The 16,806-nt window shown below is 61.8% G+C and carries 13 protein-coding genes and 1 pseudogene; 4 read left to right on the top strand and 10 right to left on the bottom strand.

What is annotated here, in order from left to right:
* Positions 1 to 2 precede the first annotated feature (2 nt).
* Together ligD and ku are read right to left on the bottom strand one after the other, a co-directional pair.
* On the bottom strand, positions 3 to 1,985 hold the full coding sequence (ligD, locus tag M8Q45_RS12530) for a DNA ligase D (protein WP_249875013.1): 1,983 nt from the start codon (positions 1,983 to 1,985) through the stop codon (positions 3 to 5).
* Between the two features lie 33 nt (positions 1,986 to 2,018).
* Positions 2,019 to 2,909, bottom strand: a complete 891-nt coding sequence (gene ku, locus M8Q45_RS12525; RefSeq protein ID WP_249875012.1) for a non-homologous end joining protein Ku — start codon at positions 2,907 to 2,909, stop codon at positions 2,019 to 2,021.
* Positions 2,910 to 3,132: 223 nt separating this feature from the next.
* On the opposite strand from ku, the gene M8Q45_RS12520 reads away from it, so the two are divergent.
* The 4 genes from M8Q45_RS12520 (at position 3,133) to M8Q45_RS12505 (ending at position 6,819) form a co-directional block, all read left to right on the top strand.
* Positions 3,133 to 3,474 (top strand): hypothetical protein, encoded by a 342-nt coding sequence (locus M8Q45_RS12520; RefSeq protein ID WP_249875011.1) that lies wholly within the window; start codon positions 3,133 to 3,135, stop codon positions 3,472 to 3,474.
* Between the two features lie 41 nt (positions 3,475 to 3,515).
* Positions 3,516 to 4,664: a PQQ-dependent sugar dehydrogenase gene (locus tag M8Q45_RS12515; RefSeq protein ID WP_249875010.1), complete on the top strand. Its 1,149-nt coding sequence runs from the start codon at positions 3,516 to 3,518 to the stop codon at positions 4,662 to 4,664.
* Between the two features lie 487 nt (positions 4,665 to 5,151).
* Complete coding sequence (gene ilvA / locus M8Q45_RS12510; protein WP_249875009.1) at positions 5,152 to 6,159, top strand: threonine ammonia-lyase, biosynthetic; 1,008 nt, start codon at positions 5,152 to 5,154, stop codon at positions 6,157 to 6,159.
* Between the two features lie 381 nt (positions 6,160 to 6,540).
* A complete protein-coding gene (locus M8Q45_RS12505; RefSeq protein WP_249877318.1) occupies positions 6,541 to 6,819 on the top strand; it encodes a DUF1652 domain-containing protein in 279 nt (92 codons plus the stop codon).
* Positions 6,820 to 6,886: 67 nt separating this feature from the next.
* On the opposite strand, the gene M8Q45_RS12500 is transcribed toward M8Q45_RS12505, so the two are convergent.
* The 8 genes and pseudogenes from M8Q45_RS12500 to M8Q45_RS12465 form a co-directional block, all read right to left on the bottom strand.
* Positions 6,887 to 7,825 carry a carbohydrate kinase family protein gene (locus tag M8Q45_RS12500; RefSeq protein ID WP_249875008.1) on the bottom strand — a complete coding sequence of 313 codons (939 nt, stop codon included), beginning with the start codon at positions 7,823 to 7,825 and terminating at the stop codon, positions 6,887 to 6,889.
* A gap of 12 nt (positions 7,826 to 7,837) precedes the next feature.
* A complete protein-coding gene (gene xylB / locus M8Q45_RS12495; protein ID WP_249875007.1) occupies positions 7,838 to 9,325 on the bottom strand; it encodes a xylulokinase in 1,488 nt (495 codons plus the stop codon).
* Between the two features lie 235 nt (positions 9,326 to 9,560).
* The gene (locus M8Q45_RS12490) at positions 9,561 to 11,042 is read right to left on the bottom strand and encodes a mannitol dehydrogenase family protein (RefSeq protein WP_249875006.1); all 1,482 of its coding nucleotides are present in this window, start codon (positions 11,040 to 11,042) and stop codon (positions 9,561 to 9,563) included.
* Positions 11,043 to 11,060: 18 nt separating this feature from the next.
* On the bottom strand, positions 11,061 to 12,164 hold the full coding sequence (locus tag M8Q45_RS12485; RefSeq protein ID WP_249875005.1) for an ABC transporter ATP-binding protein: 1,104 nt from the start codon (positions 12,162 to 12,164) through the stop codon (positions 11,061 to 11,063).
* 120 nt (positions 12,165 to 12,284) lie between these two features.
* A complete protein-coding gene (locus M8Q45_RS12480) occupies positions 12,285 to 13,115 on the bottom strand; it encodes a carbohydrate ABC transporter permease (RefSeq protein WP_030142681.1) in 831 nt (276 codons plus the stop codon).
* Between the two features lie 10 nt (positions 13,116 to 13,125).
* Positions 13,126 to 14,057 (bottom strand): annotated as a pseudogene (locus M8Q45_RS12475) (carbohydrate ABC transporter permease).
* A 189-nt stretch (positions 14,058 to 14,246) separates the two neighbouring features.
* Complete coding sequence (locus tag M8Q45_RS12470) at positions 14,247 to 15,557, bottom strand: ABC transporter substrate-binding protein (protein WP_030142679.1); 1,311 nt, start codon at positions 15,555 to 15,557, stop codon at positions 14,247 to 14,249.
* Between the two features lie 331 nt (positions 15,558 to 15,888).
* Positions 15,889 to 16,794 carry an AraC family transcriptional regulator gene (locus tag M8Q45_RS12465; RefSeq protein WP_030142678.1) on the bottom strand — a complete coding sequence of 302 codons (906 nt, stop codon included), beginning with the start codon at positions 16,792 to 16,794 and terminating at the stop codon, positions 15,889 to 15,891.
* Positions 16,795 to 16,806: the final 12 nt, after the last annotated feature.

The following is a 16,806-nucleotide window of genomic DNA, read 5'->3' as shown; positions in this document are numbered from 1 at the left end:
GGTCAGGGCTTTTCAGCCTCCAGCTGGTCCCACATCCTGGCGGTGATCCGCTGGCGATGGCTATAGCCTTCCCACGGATCGGCGCCCAGGCCCTTGGCCCGTTCCAGCGCAGTCTGGATATCCCACTGCTGGGCATTGCGCAGGTCTGCGAGTTCATCCCGGGCGATCGGCACCGACACCGGTAGCCCGGGCCTTGCGCGCACCGAATACGCGGCCACCGTACTGGCGCCGCGGGCGTTGCGCAGGTAGTCGACGAACACCTTGCCCACACGGTTTTTCGGTCCCATGGTCGCGGTGATCCGCTGTGGCATCTGCCGGGTCAGGAATTGCGATATGGCCTTGGCGAAGGCCTTGGTGGTGTCCCATCCCTCGCTGCGGGCCAGTGGCACGATGATGTGCATGCCTTTGCCACCGCTGGTCTTGAGAAATCCTTGCAAACCCAGCTCGTCGAGGACCGACAAGGCCATGCGCGTCGCCTCCAGCATGGCGCTCCAGGGCAGTGACGGGTCCGGGTCCAGGTCCAGGACAAACAGATCGGGCGCTTCGATCCGGTCATGGGTCGCCGTCCAGGTGTGCAACTCCACCGCGCCCATCTGCGCTGCGCCGACCAGGGCATGGATACTGTCAATTTCCATCAGCGGTGCGTGGCCAGGGTCCAGTCGTGGATCCAGCTGTTTGATATGGGGGATTTCCAGGCGATCGGCATGCTTCTGGAAAAACAGCTCCTCGCCGATGCCCTCCGGTGCCCGCACCAGCGCAACGGGCCGCAACTTGAGGTGCGGCAGGATCCACGGAGCGATCTCCAGGTAATATTGCGCCAGCTCGGCTTTTTGCACGCCACTGACGCTGTCGATGACGCGGTCGGGGTGGGTGATGACCACGCCGTCGACTTTGGCGGTGTCGCCCTTCGTGCGGCGCTTGGGTTTGGGCGCCGCAGCTTTTATCGGCATGGGTTGCTCGCGGACCACGCGGTTGGCCTGGCTGTCACCCGGCAGAGCGAGGAACACGGCCTGGCGTATCAGGCCGTCGCCGGCCCACTCGGCGAATTCGACCTCGCACACCTGCTTCGGCTCGACCCAGTGCACACCGCGCCCCTGTGCGCCTTTGAGCGGCTGGTCCAGTGGTGAGGTCTCGCGTTCCTGGGCACACAGTTGTTCATGCAATTGCTTGAGCTGGGACTGGCTGAAACCCGTGCCAACCCGGCCGGCATACACCAGCCCCGACGGCCCGTTGACCGCCAGCAATAGCGCACCGAAACCGTTGCGCTTGCCTTGCGGACGTGTGAACCCGACGATGACGAAGCATTGGCGCAGCCGACACTTGAGCTTGACCCAGTCAGGGTTGCGTCCCGAGACATACGGGCTGCCCAGGCGTTTGCCGACCACGCTGTCGAGCGAGAGGGCTGAAGCGCTTTCGAAGATGTCGTGTTGGCTGGCGGAAAATGCCTCGGAAAACCGCAGGCGCTTGCTGGCGTTGTTCTTCAAGGCATTCTTCAGCGCGGCGCGGCGTTCTTCCACGGGCTGCTGGCGCAGGTCGACGCCGTTGAGGAACGGCGCGTCGAAAAGGAAATAGACCATGTCGACGCTACGACCGATCTCGAAGGCCTGGCGAAGGGCGGGGAAGTCGGAATGACCGGTGTCGTCGAGCAGGACCAGTTCGCCGTCGAGCCAACTGTCGCCCAGGTCCAGCTGCGCCAGGGCCTCGGCATGCAGCTTGAGGCGGTCGGTCCAGTCAGTGTGGTGGCGGTTGAACAGCCGGACCTCAGCATTTTCGATGCGCGCCAGAACCCGATAACCGTGAAATTGCACTTCATAGCGCCATTCCCCGGCGGGCGGTTGTTCCACCGGCGTGGCCAGCTGCGGTGACAGGCGCTCCGGGAGCTGGCCCGTGGCAGCCTGCTTATCCCGCCGGGCGCGGCTGCGAGTCGGTGTGGCGTCCGCTTCCACGGCGGACAGACGGGCAGATTCACTCTCGGCCTTGGCCATGACAGATTCCCTTGTGTGACAGGCGCCCGGGGTTCAGCCCCGGGAGGCCTTGGTGGCTTTTTTAGCTGGAGCGGATTTGCGTGTTTTCGTCGATTTTGCCGCGGGTTTTTCGGCCGACTTGTCAGGCGCCTTGCCTTTGCCCCCGAGGCTGCGCTTGAGCAGCTCGGTAAGGTCGATGACGTCGGCGGTCTTGCGTTGTTCTTCGCCGGGGTCGGTTTCCACCGCTTCGAGCCGGCCTTCGGTGGCCTTTTTCTCCACCAGTTCCATGATCTTGTCCTGGAAACTGTCGCGATACGCCTGCGGCTCCCAGTCGCCACTCATGTCTTCCACCAGGCGCTTGGCCATGTCCAGCTCGCCCTTGGCCAGCGTCGGGCTGGTCACCTCGTCGCCCAGCTCCAGGACGTCGAGTTCGCGCACTTCTGCTGGCCAGCGCAGCATCACCAGCACCAGGGCCGATTCCAGGGGCATGAGCGCCGCCAGGTGCTGGCGGGTGTGCAAGACCACATTCGCCAGGGCGACCTTGTTGGTCTTGAGCAGGGTTTCGCGCAGCAGCGCATAGACCTTGCCGCCGCGCTTGTCAGGCGCCAGGAAGTAAGGCTTGTCGATGTTCTGCAGGGGGATTTTCTCGCTGTCGACGAAAGAGAAGATATCGATGGTCTGGGTGGACTTGGGGTGGGCGGCGCGAATTTCCTCCTCGCTGATCAATACATACTGACCTTTCTGGTATTCGACGCCCTTGACGATGTCGTCCTTGGTCACTTCCTTGCCCGTGGTCTTGTTGACGCGCTTATAGCCCACCGGGTCCATGGTGCGTTTGTCCAACCAGTCGAAATCCACACCTTGGGAGGCCGTGGCCGACACCAGCGCCACGGGAATGTGGACCAGCCCGAAACTGATTGCGCCTTTCCAGATTGCCCGTGCCATGGTGCAGATTTCCTTACCGGTGAATGGTCTCTCTGGTGACACTGGGAGATTTGGAAAAGTTTCCATCCGGCGCCGGTTGGCTGCGGTTGGCGCCCGGGTCTGTGCAAAACCGGAGACGCTTCGTTACATCTTCGCCCGGACATTTCGCCTGACAACAGCGAACCTGCGGCGTAGCGTGCTTTCGATATATCGGTGCCGTATCCGTGAATCCGGGAGGTGTCCCATGAACAGGCTGATATTCGCCGTCGCAGGTTTTTTGATGAGTGCTGCCGCCCAGGCAAGTGCGCCTGGCCACGGTCCCGGGCTCCTGGCGCAGAATCTGCCGGGCAACAACAATCCCTACAACAGTCCGATTCGCCGGGCCAATCCCAACAGCATGCAAGGCACCCAGCCCAACGTGCCGACGCTACGTGACAACCCGACCGTGCCCGTTCCTCGGCCACCCACCTTGGAAAATGGCGGCATCGGCAATGGCTATCCGCGCTCCGGCCCGCCACCGGGCTCGCCGCGCCCCACGCTCGAATCACCGACGCCGCCCAGGAACCCGAACAATGGCAATCGCTGAGGCGTCGTCTGATCTACCCATCACCACAGAAGGAAGTGTGCATGTTGCGTAAAACACTGATGACCACCCTTTGTGCAGGCGCTGTGTTGGCTTTCGCCACACCGGCTTCGGCCGCGCAGGTCCAGGCATTCAAGAGTGAGGAAGGCACCGTCGAGGTCACCACCGTTGTCAGGGGGCTGGAGCATCCCTGGTCGGTTGCATTCCTGCCGGAGCAACAGGGCATGCTGGTAACGGAGCGCCCCGGCAACCTGCGTTGGGTTAGCGTCGAAGGTAAGTTGTCCGCGCCGTTGAGCGGCGTTCCCGAGGTCTGGGCCAAGGGGCAGGGCGGCTTGCTGGACGTGGTGCTGTCGCCGGACTTCAAGCAGGACCGCACGGTGTATTTGTCCTATGCCGAGGCGGGTGAGGACGGCAAGGCCGGCACTGCCGTGGGCCGGGGGCAGTTATCCAAGGACCTGAAGCGGTTGGACAACTTCGACGTGATCTTCCGCCAGCAGCCCAAGCTTTCGACGGGCAACCACTTCGGTTCCCGCCTGGTATTCGACCGCGACGGCTACCTCTTCATCACCCTGGGGGAAAACAACGATCGGCCGACCGCCCAGGACCTGGACAAGCTGCAGGGCAAGGTCGCGCGGATCTACCCCGACGGCAAGGTGCCGGACGACAACCCCTTTGTCGGCCAGAAAAACGTCCGCCCGGAGATCTGGTCGTACGGCTTGCGCAACCCTCAGGGCGCGGCGCTCAACCCATGGAACGGAACGCTCTGGGAAAACGAGCATGGGCCCAAGGGGGGCGACGAGTTGAACATCATCGAACGCGGCAAGAACTATGGCTGGCCGCTGGCGACCCACGGCGACAACTATTCCGGCGCGCCGATTCCCGAGGCCCAGGGCAAGACCGTCGAAGGCACCGTCGGGCCGCACCATGTCTGGCAGGTGTCGCCAGGGCTCAGCGGCATGGCGTTCTACGACAGTGATCGATTCAAGCCTTGGCAACGCAATGCGTTTATCGGTGCATTGGTGTCCCAGGACCTGATTCGGCTGGAGTTCGATGGCGACAAGGTCGCCCATCAAGAGCGCCTGCTGGGCGGGCTCAAGGAACGTATCCGCGATGTCCGGCAGGGACCGGATGGTTTCCTTTATGTGCTGACCGACGAGGACGACGGCGCGCTGTACAAGGTCGGGCTGAAATAACCACGATGCGGTGAAGCCCTCCGTGGCGAGGGAGCTTGCTCCCGCTGGGCTCTGTAGGAGCTCTGTAGGAGCTCTGTAGGAGCTGTGTAGGAGCTGCCGAGCAAAGCGAGGCTGCGATCTTTTGATCTTTTGATCTTTTGATCTTTTGATCTTTTGATCTTTTGATCTTTTGATTTTTCGCTTGAGATTCAAATGGCTGGTGAAAGATCGCAGCCTCGCTTTGCTCGGCAGCTCCACAGCCCAGCGGGAGCAAGCCAGCGGGAGCAAGCTCCCTCGCCACAAGGGCGCGGTTGCAGGAATTTCAATTGACTTGCCCGCCCCCTCCCGGCTAATTTCCAGCCATGACTTCCACCGTACTGCGCAGCCAGCCAAGCATTATTACCGCCATTCCTTATTTGGCGGGCTAGCTCACGACTGCACCCAACCCGCCCTCGAGGCGGGTTTTTTCTTTCTGTCTCCTGGGCTTGATTCGAACCAGGAGACCGCCATGACCCCCACCAGCGCCGAGCAAACCCTGCTGGAGCACTACGTCAAGAAGATACTTGCCGCTCCGGTCTATGAACTGGCGATCCCCACGCCGCTGCAAGCGGCCCCGGCGTTGTCCCAAGCCTTGGGCAACCGGATCCTGCTCAAGCGGGAAGACCTGCAGCCAACGTTTTCCTTCAAGATTCGCGGGGCCTACAACAAGCTGGTGCAACTGACGCCAGAACAACGTGCCCGGGGCGTTATCACCGCGTCGGCGGGCAATCATGCCCAGGGCGTAGCGCTGGCCGCACGGGAGTTGGGCATCTCGGCCAGCATCGTCATGCCCCGAACCACACCGCAACTGAAGGTATCGGGCGTGCGCAGTCGAGGCGCCGAAGCGTTGCTGCACGGTGAGAGTTTCCCGTTCGCCCTGGCGTTTGCGTTGGACCTGGCTCGGCAGACCGGGCGGGAATTCGTCTCGCCGTTTGACGATCCGGACGTCATCGCCGGCCAGGGAACCGTTGCGATGGAGATCCTGCGCCAGCATCCAGGCCAGTTGGACGCCGTTTTCGTACCGGTGGGCGGCGGCGGGCTGATCGCAGGAGTGGCGGCGTATATCAAATATCTGCGTCCGGAAATCCGCATCATCGGCGTCGAGTCCGAACATTCCGCCTGCCTGCAGGCCGCGCTGGCTGCCGGTGAGCGGGTGACGCTACCGAGCGTGGGCACCTTCGCCGACGGCGTGGCGGTGGCGCAGATCGGCGAACATGGCTTCGATATCTGTCGTTTCTGTGTCGATGAGGTCATGACGGTCAGCGATGACGAGCTCTGCGCGGCGATCAGGGACATCTATGACGACACCCGCTCGATCACCGAGCCATCAGGCGCGTTGGCGGTGGCGGGGATCAAGCAATACGTGGCGCAAAGCGCAGCGTCAGGCCAGACGCTGGTGGGTATCAACTCGGGCGCCAACATCAATTTCGACACGCTGCGCCACGTGGTGGAGCGTGCGGGCGCGGCGGTTTCTTGAGAATGTGCGGGGCATCATGATTTTTTTTGAAGCAGGCGACGAACGCACAGGTGTGCAATCGAAATAGTGGCTAGTCTGAGCAATCAGGCAGGTCGGGCCAGTTGCACTTTGCATGAACAAAACGCCGCTTGCGTGCAAATTGCATGACCGTCTCGCTTGATATTTTTCCTAAGTAATTGATTTGCAACAGTGTCGATGTATCGAGGTAAGGGCATATTTTTTGCGGGTTGATTCGAGAGTTCGAATAGCGAGCTTTAACAACACAACAACGCCAAGATGAACGAACGGCACGGCATTCGTAGTCCAGTCCGCAGGGAAGAATCGGACGAAAATTCCGCCGTCGTGAACATAAGTTGGCTGCCTCAACAGGAGAGAGTTGCCATGTTTTTATCTGCCCTCGAAATGCGAAACATCATTGAAAGCAGCTTGCTGCCCAAGCGCTCGCAATGCACGTTGTCCCCAGATCTTTCCATGACGATCAAGATTTACGACGATCACGAAACCGACCGCGTGGCGCTGACCAAAAGTGACATCGATGCCACCAAGCTGACAGGCTGCCGGGCGATCAACGATCTGATTGCCGAGCTGCGTACCGAGCTGGACCATGGCAATACCGGCGGCAACCACTTCCAGCAACAGCACCGGATGAGCGGCCGTTAATTACGTTCCTTCATGAACCTGACGCCGGGATCGATGCGTTCGAGCCCAGCGTCCGGTTTCGCTTGGCCTAGCTCAATTGTTCACGATAGGGCAGGTCGGGTCCGTTCCTGCCACAGGTCAGCGCCGCGGCGCGCATGGCAAACGCCAGCATGCTGTCGATCTGTTCCCGCCCCAGCGAATTCACCCCTTCCACTGAATCGAGTTGTTGCTCCGTGAGCCAGGCGATCAACGCCGCCTGGAAGGTATCCCCTGCGCCCACCGTATCAGCGATCGTCACAGGGCAGGCGGGGAGCGACCACACGCCATGCCGACGGCTGAAGGCCGTCGCGCCCTGGCCGCCACGGGTCAGGAACACCAACTGGCAACGATGCTCCAGCCAGCCACCGATCACCTCCTGCGGGTCCCGGTCGGGATACAGCAGGCCCAGGTCTTCGTCGCTGACTTTGATCAGGTCGGCATATCGCACCAATGTCGCGATCCGCGAGCGCCACAGCTCGATATCCGGTTGCGGGTTGAGCCGCACGTTCGGGTCCAGGCTGATCAGGCGCTTGCCGCTTTCACGTTTCACAAGCGCCAGCAGCGTGTCGGCCACCGGTTGCACCACCAGGGAAAACGAGCCGATGTGCAAGCCGCGCACCTCCGGATCCAGCTCCGGCAGATGTGCCAGGCTCAGTTGCCGGTCGGCGCAGCCTTCGCCACGAAAGCTGTAGTGCGGCGAACCATTGGCCCCGACCGCGACCATGGCCAAGGTCGTCGGCGCGTCGAAATCGTAGGCAAAACGGGTGTCGACGCCTTCATTGACCAGCACTTGCTGCAAGCGACGCCCCAGATAGTCCGTGGAAAGCCCGGTCAACAACGCCGACTGGACCCCCAGTCGACGCAGCCCCACCGCCACGTTGAACGGCGAGCCACCCGCGATCGCCGTGTAATTCACTTGCGAAGCCGGGGTTCCCGCTTCATTTGCACTGAAGAAATCAAACAGCGCTTCACCACACACCAAATACATAATTGCCTGCTCTCAAAGGGTTGCGACGTGTTGCCGGTAACGTTCGTAGGCGTGTTGCGACGCCGCGACATGCTCGGTGACGGGCCGGGTTTCGCTGGTCGGATCGAGCTTGACGCAGCGCTGGCACAACTCAGCCAGGGATTCTTGCGTATTGCTGTGGCACCACGCCGCCTGGATCGCGCCGCCGAGGGCGGCCGCCTCGCTCTGCTCGGTGCAGATGACGGTGGTGTCCATGATGTCGGCGACGATCTGGCGCCATACCGCGCTCTTCGAGCCACCGCCGATCAGGCGGATGCTCTCGGCCTTGAGCCCGTTGGCGCGGAGCAGGTCGAGGCCATAGCGCAGGCCGAACGTCGTGCCTTCGACCACCGCGCGGCACAGATTGGCCCGGGTCAGGTTGGTGGTCGTCAGGCCCAGGAAGCTGCCGGTGGCATGGGGCAGGGCGGGGACGCGCTCGCCGTTGAGGAACGGCAGCATGCAGACGCCCTCGGCGCCGATCGGTGCCTGGGTCACCAGGGAATTGAAACTGTCGATGTCCAATTCCAAGAGCTCGCGCACGGCCCCGGTGGCATTGGTCAGGTTCATGGTGCAGATCAGCGGTAGCCAGCCGCCGCTGGAGGAACAGAACGTTGCCACCGACGCCTGCGGGCTGACGGTGGGATCCGCTGCATAGGCATACACGGTGCCGGAGGAGCCGAGGCTCATGGTGATGACGCCGGGCTGGATGTTGCCGGTGCCGATGGCGCCCATCATGTTGTCACCGCCACCGCTGGAGACCACGGCGTCGGGGTTGAGGCCCAGGTGCGCGGCGATTTCGGGCCGGATCCTGCCGACGGGCTCGTGAGCCTCGATCAGTTCGGGCAGCGCCGATTGCAGCCGGCCGCCGGGGTCGATATGCCGTAGCAGTTCAAGGTCCCATTGGCGGGTGCGCACGTTGAAATAGCCGGTGCCCGAGGCGTCGCCGTATTCGCTGCAATGGCGGCCGGTGAGCCAGTAGTTGAGGTAGTCGTGGGGCAACAGGACGCTGGCGATACGGTCGAAAACTTGCGGATGCTGCTCTTGGGTCCACAGCAGTTTGGACACGGTGTAGCCGGGCGCGATGACCACGCCGAGGCGTTCCAGGGCGCCGCTTTCGCCGCCCAGATGCGCCAAGAGGCGGTCGTTTTCCGCCGTGGTCTCGGTGTCGCACCACAACTTGGCCGGGCGCAGCACCTGGCCTTGCTCGTCAAGCAGCACCAGGCCGTGCTGCTGGCCGGACACCCCAATGCCCAGGATCGCGTTTCCATCGACCCCCGCGGCGTTCAAGGCTTGATGAGTCGCCTGGGTGAATGCGTCGAGCCACTGTTGGGTGTCCTGCTCACGGCGACCGTTGGCACCGCTGATCATGCTGTGGCCAGCGGCGCCCTGGCCGAGTACCTCGCCGCTGACCGCATCGAGGATCAGCGCCTTGGTGCCTTGGGTGCCGCAGTCGATACCCAGGAACAGTTGTTGGTTTGCCATGGAAATCCTCGGGTCAAAAGAACAGTCAACACAGTACCTGCGGTTAACGGCTTACCTGTGGCGAGGGAGCTTGCTCCCGCTGGGCCTGTAGGAGCTGTCGAGCGAAGCGAGGCTGCGATCTTTCCCCAGTCACTTGAGTCTCAAGCGAAAGATCAAAATCAAAAGATCGCAGGCTCCGCCAGCTCCTACAGGGCCCAACGGGAGCAAGCTCCCTCGCCACAAAAGCGGATCGTATCTAGCCTTGGTCAGCCAGCACTCGCTCCAGCGTCCTCGTCACCCCATGCTCGCGCAAGCTGTTGCAGCACCACTCGAAGGCTGCCACGAATTCGGGTGAACGGGGAATCGCCGTGCCAAAAATTTCTTCCACGTCCAGCATCCGCTGGGTGACGAGCACATCGTCGGCCACCAGCGCCTGGCAGAACGCCGCCCGCGGGTCGGGGATCGGATAGGCCACGCCATTTTCATCCACGCCCTTGAGGTACACGGCCCAGGCCGCGACGACCAGTGCGGCACGGCGGGTCTCGCCACCGTCGGCAATCAGGCGATTGATCGTCGGTACGGTGAATTTCGGGAATTTCGACGAACCGTCCGAACAGACCCGTTCCAGCTGGTCGGCGATGGCCTGGTTCGAGAAGCGCTCCACCAGGGTGTCCTTGTATGCCGTCAGGTCGATGCCGGGCACGGGCGCCAGTTGCGGCGTGACATCCAGGTCCATGTAGGCGCGGATATAGCGCACGAACAGCGGGTCATTCATGGTTTCGTGGACGAAGCGATACCCCTTGAGAAAGCCCAGGTAGGTCAACGCCAGGTGGCTGCCGTTGAGCAGCTTGATCTTCATTTCCTCATAGGGCGACACGTCATCGGTGAACTGCACACCGACTTTCTCCCAGGCTGGGCGACCGCTGACGAATTTGTCTTCCAGTACCCACTGCACGAACGGTTCGCAGACCACCGGCCAAGCGTCATCGACGCCGTGTTCGTCATGCAATTGCAGACGATGGGCGCTGCTGGTCATCGGGGTGATGCGATCGACCATGGCGTTGGGAAAGCTCACGTTCTGGCCGATCCATTGCCCCAGCTCGGGGTCGCGCAACGCGGCAAAGGCGAGCAGTGCCTTGCGCGCGACGGCGCCGTTGTGGGGCAGGTTGTCGCAAGACATGAGGGTAAACGCCGGGATGCCCGCCGCGCGACGCTTGGCCAGGGCGGCGCAAAGAAAGCCGAACACGGTTTTCGGCTCGTCGGGGTGGCTCAGGTCGTGCTGGATCTGCGGCAGATGGGCCATGAACTCGCCGTTGCTGTCGTCGATGCAATAACCACCCTCGGTGATGGTCAGCGAGACGATGCGGATCTGCGGGTCGGCCAGTTTGTCGATCAGCGCCTGGGCGCCGTCTTCGGCCAGCAGCATGTCGGTGATGGCGCCGATCACGCGGACTTCGGTGTCGTCGGTGTCGCCCAATTCATACAAGGTGAACAGGTAGTCCTGGCCGGCCAGGTCATCCCGGGCGCGGCGGTCTTCGGCGCGCAGGCCTACGCCGCAGATTGCCCAGTCAAGGCCTTCGCCAGTGTTCATCAGCGCATCGGTGTAGTACGCCTGGTGGGCGCGGTGGAAACCGCCGACGCCGATGTGGGCGATGCCTTGGCGACGGTCGCCAAGGTTATAAGCGGGCAGGACGACCTCGGCGTTGAGGTTGTGCAGGTTCTGTCGGTTGAGTTTCATCGCAAAAAATCTCGGCAATCAGGCGGCAGCGCGCAGCGCGCGGGAAACCGCTACGCCCTCGGCATCGAATAAGTGGCAGTGTTCGGCGTCCAGGTGCAGGTCCAGTTGCTCGCCGAAACGGCTTGCCAGGTCGCCGCGCACGCGCATGGTCAAGGCTTCGCCGGACGCGGTGACGACGTGGCAGAAGGTGTCGCTGCCCAGGCGCTCGCTGACGTCGGCGGTGACGCGTAGCGTGCAGTCGCCTGGCTGCGCCAGGTTCAAGTGCTCCGGGCGGATGCCCAGGGTCACCGCGGCGCCAACGCTCAGGTTGGCGCCGCTCAGCGGCAGGCTGATGCGGGTCCCGGCGTCCAGGAGTACTTCACAACCCTGGCTGTCGAGCCCGGTGACCTTGCCCTTGAGAAAACCCATTTTCGGCGTGCCGAGGAACCCGGCAACGAACAGGTTGGCGGGTTGGTGGTACAGCTCCAGCGGCGAGCCCACTTGCTCGACGCGCCCGCCGTTGAGTACGACGACCTTGTCGGCCAGGGTCATGGCTTCGACCTGATCGTGGGTCACGTAGATCATCGTCGCCTGCAGTTCCTTGTGCAGGCGCGCCAGTTCCAGGCGCATCTGCACCCGCAGGGCGGCGTCGAGGTTGGACAACGGCTCGTCGAACAGGAAGATTTTCGGATTGCGCACGATGGCCCGGCCGATCGCCACGCGCTGGCGCTGGCCACCCGACAGTTGCTTGGGCTTGCGTTCGAGCATCGGCCCCAGTTCGAGGATGCGCGCCGCTTCGTTGACCTTCTTCTCGACCTCGGCCTTGGGCACGCCGGCCAGGTCGAGGGCGAAGGACATGTTCTTGCGCACGCTCATGTGCGGGTACAAGGCGTACGTCTGGAACACCATCGCCAAGTCGCGCTTGGCCGGGCTGACTTCGGTGATGTCGCGACCGTCCAGTTCGATGGTGCCATCGCTGACGTCTTCCAGGCCGGCGATCAGTCGCAGCAGGGTGGATTTGCCGCAGCCCGAAGGGCCGACGAAGACCACGAATTCGCGGTCATTCACTTCAAGGTCGATGCCCTTGATGATCGAGAAACCTTCGAAGCCTTTTTGCAGATTCTTGATTTTCAGGTTGGCCATGATGATGGGCCTCCACTTGTCATTTATTCAGTTGGCTCAGGAAGATCGCAGCCTCGCTGTGCCCGGCAGCTCCTACGGGGGACGTGTAGGCGCTGGCGAAGCCTGCGATCTGTTGGCGTTTCATTTCACCGCGCCGAAGGACAAGCCGCGCACCAGCTGTTTCTGGCTGATCCAGCCGAAAATCAGGATTGGCGCGCAGGCCAGGGTCGAGACGGCGGACAACTTGGCCCAGAACAAACCCTCGGGGCTGGAATACGAGGCGATCAACGCGGTCAGCGGCGCGGCCTTGGAGGAGGTGAGGTTCAACGACCAGAACGCCTCGTTCCAGCACAGGATCAGCGACAGCAGCACCGTGGAGGCCAGGCCGCCCTTGGCGATCGGCAGCAGCACGCGGACCATTTCCTGCCACAGGGTGGCACCGTCCAGGCGCGCGGCTTCGAGGATGTCGCGCGGGATGTCCTTGAAGTAGGTGTAAATCATCCAGACCACGATCGGCAGGTTGATCAGCGTGTAGATGATGATCAGCGCAATCCGGGTGTCCAACAGGCCAAACTGCTTGGCGAGCAAGTAGATCGGCATCAGCACGCCCACCGGTGGCAGCATCTTGGTGGAGAGCATCCACAACAGCGTGCCTTTGGTGCGCTGGGTTTCGTAGAACGCCATGGAATAGGCCGCCGGCACCGCGATCAGCAGGCAAAGGGCGGTGGCGCTGAAGGAAATCACCACCGAGTTCCAGGCGAAGCTGAAGTAGTTGCTGCGCTCGTTGATGTGCAGGTAGTTCTCCAGCGTCGGCGCGAAGATGAACTGCGGCGGCGTGGCGAAGGCGTCGATTTCGGTCTTGAAGCTGGTCAGCACCATCCAGAAGATCGGAAAGAAGATCACGATCGCGATGGCCCAGGCCAGCGTGCCCAACAGCAGGCTTTGCAGGCGACGGGATTGTTGAAGAGTCATGGCGACGGCCTCAATGCTTGTCGGTGAGGTTTTTGCCGATCATCCGGACCAGGATGATGGCGGCGATGTTGGCGATGACCACGGCAATCAGGCCACCGGCCGACGCCATGCCGACGTCGAACTGCACCAGCGCCTGGTTGTAGATCAAATAGGCGAGGTTGGTGGAGGCATAGCCGGGGCCGCCGTTGGTGGTGGTGAAGATTTCGGCGAACACCGACAGCAGGAAAATGGTCTCGATCATCACCACCACGGCAATCGGGCGGGCCAGGTGCGGCAGGGTCAGGTGCCAGAAAATCGCGATCGGGCCGGCACCGTCCAGGCGGGCGGCTTCTTTCTGTTCCTGGTCCAGCGACTGCATGGCGGTCATCAGGATCAGGATCGCGAAGGGCAGCCACTGCCACGACACGATGACAATGATCGACAGCAGTGGGTAATGGGCCAGCCAGTCCACCGGCTGTGCGCCGAACAGCTTCCACACCGAGGCGAGAATTCCCGACACCGGGTGGAAAATCAGGTTTTTCCAGATCAGCGCGCCGACGGTGGGCATGATGAAGAACGGCGAGATCAGCAGCACACGGACGATGCCGCGACCGAAGAACTCACTGGCTTCCAGCAGCGCGCTGATCAGTACGCCGAGGACGATGCTGATCAACAGCACGCTGCCCACCAGCAGCAATGTATTGGTGGCGCCGGGCATGAAACCCGAGTCGGTGAGGAAATAAGTGAAATTCTCCAGCCCGACGAATTCGTTTTCGCCGGGATAGAGGAGGTTGTAGCGGATCATCGAGAAATAGACGGTCATGCCCAGTGGCACGATCATCCACAGCAGCAACAAGGCCACCGAAGGGCTGACCAGGAACCAGCCGGGGTTGGCCAGGCGGATCTTGCGGGCTGGCGGCGGGGCGATCTCGATGGAAGCTTTGGCGGTTGTAGTTGAGCTATTCATGAGTGCTTTACTCTTGTTCGACGCATTCCCCGTGGCGAGGAAGACCTGTAGGAGCTGGCGCAGCCTGCGATCTTTTGATCTGGACTCAATGGGCAGCGCAAAGATCGCAGCCTCGCTTCGCTCGACAGCTCCTACAGGGTTCGGCGGGAGCAAGCTCCCTCGCCACCAATGGATGTTTGCAAGTCTTACTTGGGATACCCAGCGCGCTTCATCTCGCGTTCAGTGGTGGACTGCGCGGCGGTCAACGCCTGGTCCACGGTCTGCTGGCCGGTCAGCGCGCCCGAGAAGAACTTGCCCACCTGGGTACCGATGGCCTGGAACTCGGGGATGGTCACCAACTGGATGCCGATGTAGGGCACGGGCTTGAGGGTCGGGGCTTTCGGGTCGGCGACTTTCAACGATTCCAGCGTCACCTTGGCAAACGGCGCGGCCTTCATGTACTCGTCGCTGTAGGTCGAGGTACGGGTGCCCGGTGGGACGTTGGCGATGCCGTCGGTCTTGGCGACCAACTGACCGTACTCCTTGGACGTTGCCCAAGTGGTGAAGACCTTGGCCGCATCCTTGGCTTTGGAGCTGGTCGGAATCGCCAGGGACCAGGAGTACATCCACGAGGTGCCCTTGTCGGTTTTCTCGTGGGGCGCGAAGGTGAACCCGACGTGATCGGCCACCTTGCTCTGGGTCTTGTCGGTGACGAACGAACCGGCGACGCTGGCATCGACCCAGACCGCGCACTTGCCGCTGTTGAACAGCGCCAGGTTCTCGTTGAAACCGTTGCTGGACGCGCCCGGCGGGCCGGATTTCTTCATGTTGTCGACGTAGAAGTTCAGCGCATCCTTCCACTCGGGTCCATTGAACTGCGGCTGCCACTTCTCATCGAACCAGCGCGCACCAAAGCCGTTGGCGAGGGTGGTGATCAGCGCCATGTTCTCGCCCCAACCGGCCTTGCCCCGCAGGCACAGGCCGTATTGCTCCTTGGACTTGTCGGTGAGCTTTTCTGCGAACTCACCGATCTGGGTCCAGGTCGGGTGTTCGGGCATGGTCAGCCCGGCGTCCTTGAACAGGTCCGTGCGGTAGTAAGTAATCGAGCTTTCGGCGTAGAACGGCAGGGCGTACAGCGAGCCTTTGACCGACAAGCCATCGCGCACGGAAGGGAAGACGTCCTCCAGGTCGTAGGAAGCCGGCAGGTCTTTCATGGGTTCCAACCAGCCCTTGGCGCCCCAGAGTGCAGCTTCGTACATGCCAATGGTCAGCACGTCGAATTGCCCGCCCTGGGTGGCGATGTCGGTGGTCAGGCGCTGGCGCAGGACGTTTTCTTCGAGCACCACCCAGTTCAGCTTGATGTCCGGGTGCTCGGCCTCGAAGGTCTTCGAGAGCTTTTGCATGCGGATCATGTCGCTGTTGTTGACGGTGGCAATGGTCAGGGTTTGTGCGCCGAAACTGACGCTGCTGAGGGTCATGCAGGTGGAGACAAGCAGAGCTTTTACCGAAGGTTTCATCGCGCACTCCTTTTCCGCGCCCACGGGCTGCAGAAGGACAGTTATTGTTTTTGTGTCTTCCGGATGAGTGGAAGAATGTGCGCTGATTACAGCCCTCAATGAACGGTGTGACAAATCATCCGTCACACTTTTACTGATACTTTTTTGCACTGGAAAGGATTGGAATGTTGGGATTTGCTCTGGCTGGATTCCGTAGGAGCTGGCGCAGCCTGCGATCTTTTGATCTTTTGATCTTTCGTTCCCCATCCAATGGGCAGTGCAAAGATCGCAGCCTCGCTTCGCTCGGCAGCTCCTACAGGCTCAGCGGGACCGCTACCGGGCCGGTCAATCCTCAACCCTGGTTCTGCTCGGTCAACCGCTGCACCGCCAGCCGTCGGTAATGAGAAGGGGTCATGCCCTTGAGTTGCTGGAAGCGCCGGTTGAAGTTGGAAATATTGTTGAAACCCGATTCAAAGCACACGTCCGTCACCGGTTTGTCGCCATCGGCCAGCAGCTCGCAGGATTTGCTGATGCGCAGGCGATTGACGAATTCGATGAAGCAGCGCCCGGTGGCCTGCTTGAAAACCCGGCTGAAATAGGTGGGTTTCATGCCCAGGTGCTCGGCCACTTCCTCCAGGGGCAATTCGCGGGCGTAATGGGCGAAAATGTAGTCTACCGCGCGGTTGGTACGGTCAATGCTGTGCTCGTCCGCCGCTTGCGTGGAGGTGGCGCCTGAAAGCAATTGGTAGTCGTCGCAGCTCGCCAGCAATTCCATGAGGATGAAAAAATAACCCAGTCGGCTCATGCCCTGGGAATCGGCAATGCGTTGCATGAGTATCATCGCCTGGCGGACGGTGCGCTTGCAGCGGAACTCGATGCCGTATTGAGCCCGTTCCAGCAGCGGCGCCAGGGTCTTGAGTTCGGCAAACACCTGGTTGCCACTTTCGAACAGCTCGTCGGTGAAGTTCACCAGCATGTCGCGCTTGGGCACCACTTCATCCTCCTCCACCTGACTGATCCAGTTGTGGGGCAGGTTGGGGCCGGTGAGGAACAGCGACTGCGGGGAAAAGTTGCCGATATAGTCGCCGATGAAGACCTTGCCCGAACTCGCGACGATCAGGTGCAGCTCGTATTCCTTGTGGAAATGCCAGCGCACCAGCGGGCAGGGGAAACCATGCTGGCGGTAGATGATGGACAGGCCGTTATGATCGTCCATCAACTCGTAGGAAGGGTCGGTGACTCTGGCTGTGCGGGTCATGTGCCTGGCGCT

The sequence above is a fragment of the Pseudomonas sp. T1.Ur genome (assembly GCF_023516725.1).
GTDB classification, from domain to species: domain Bacteria; phylum Pseudomonadota; class Gammaproteobacteria; order Pseudomonadales; family Pseudomonadaceae; genus Aquipseudomonas; species Aquipseudomonas alvandae.
The sequence above is the reverse complement of the archived record's forward strand: the minus strand, read 5'-3'. Positions and strand labels throughout refer to the sequence as shown.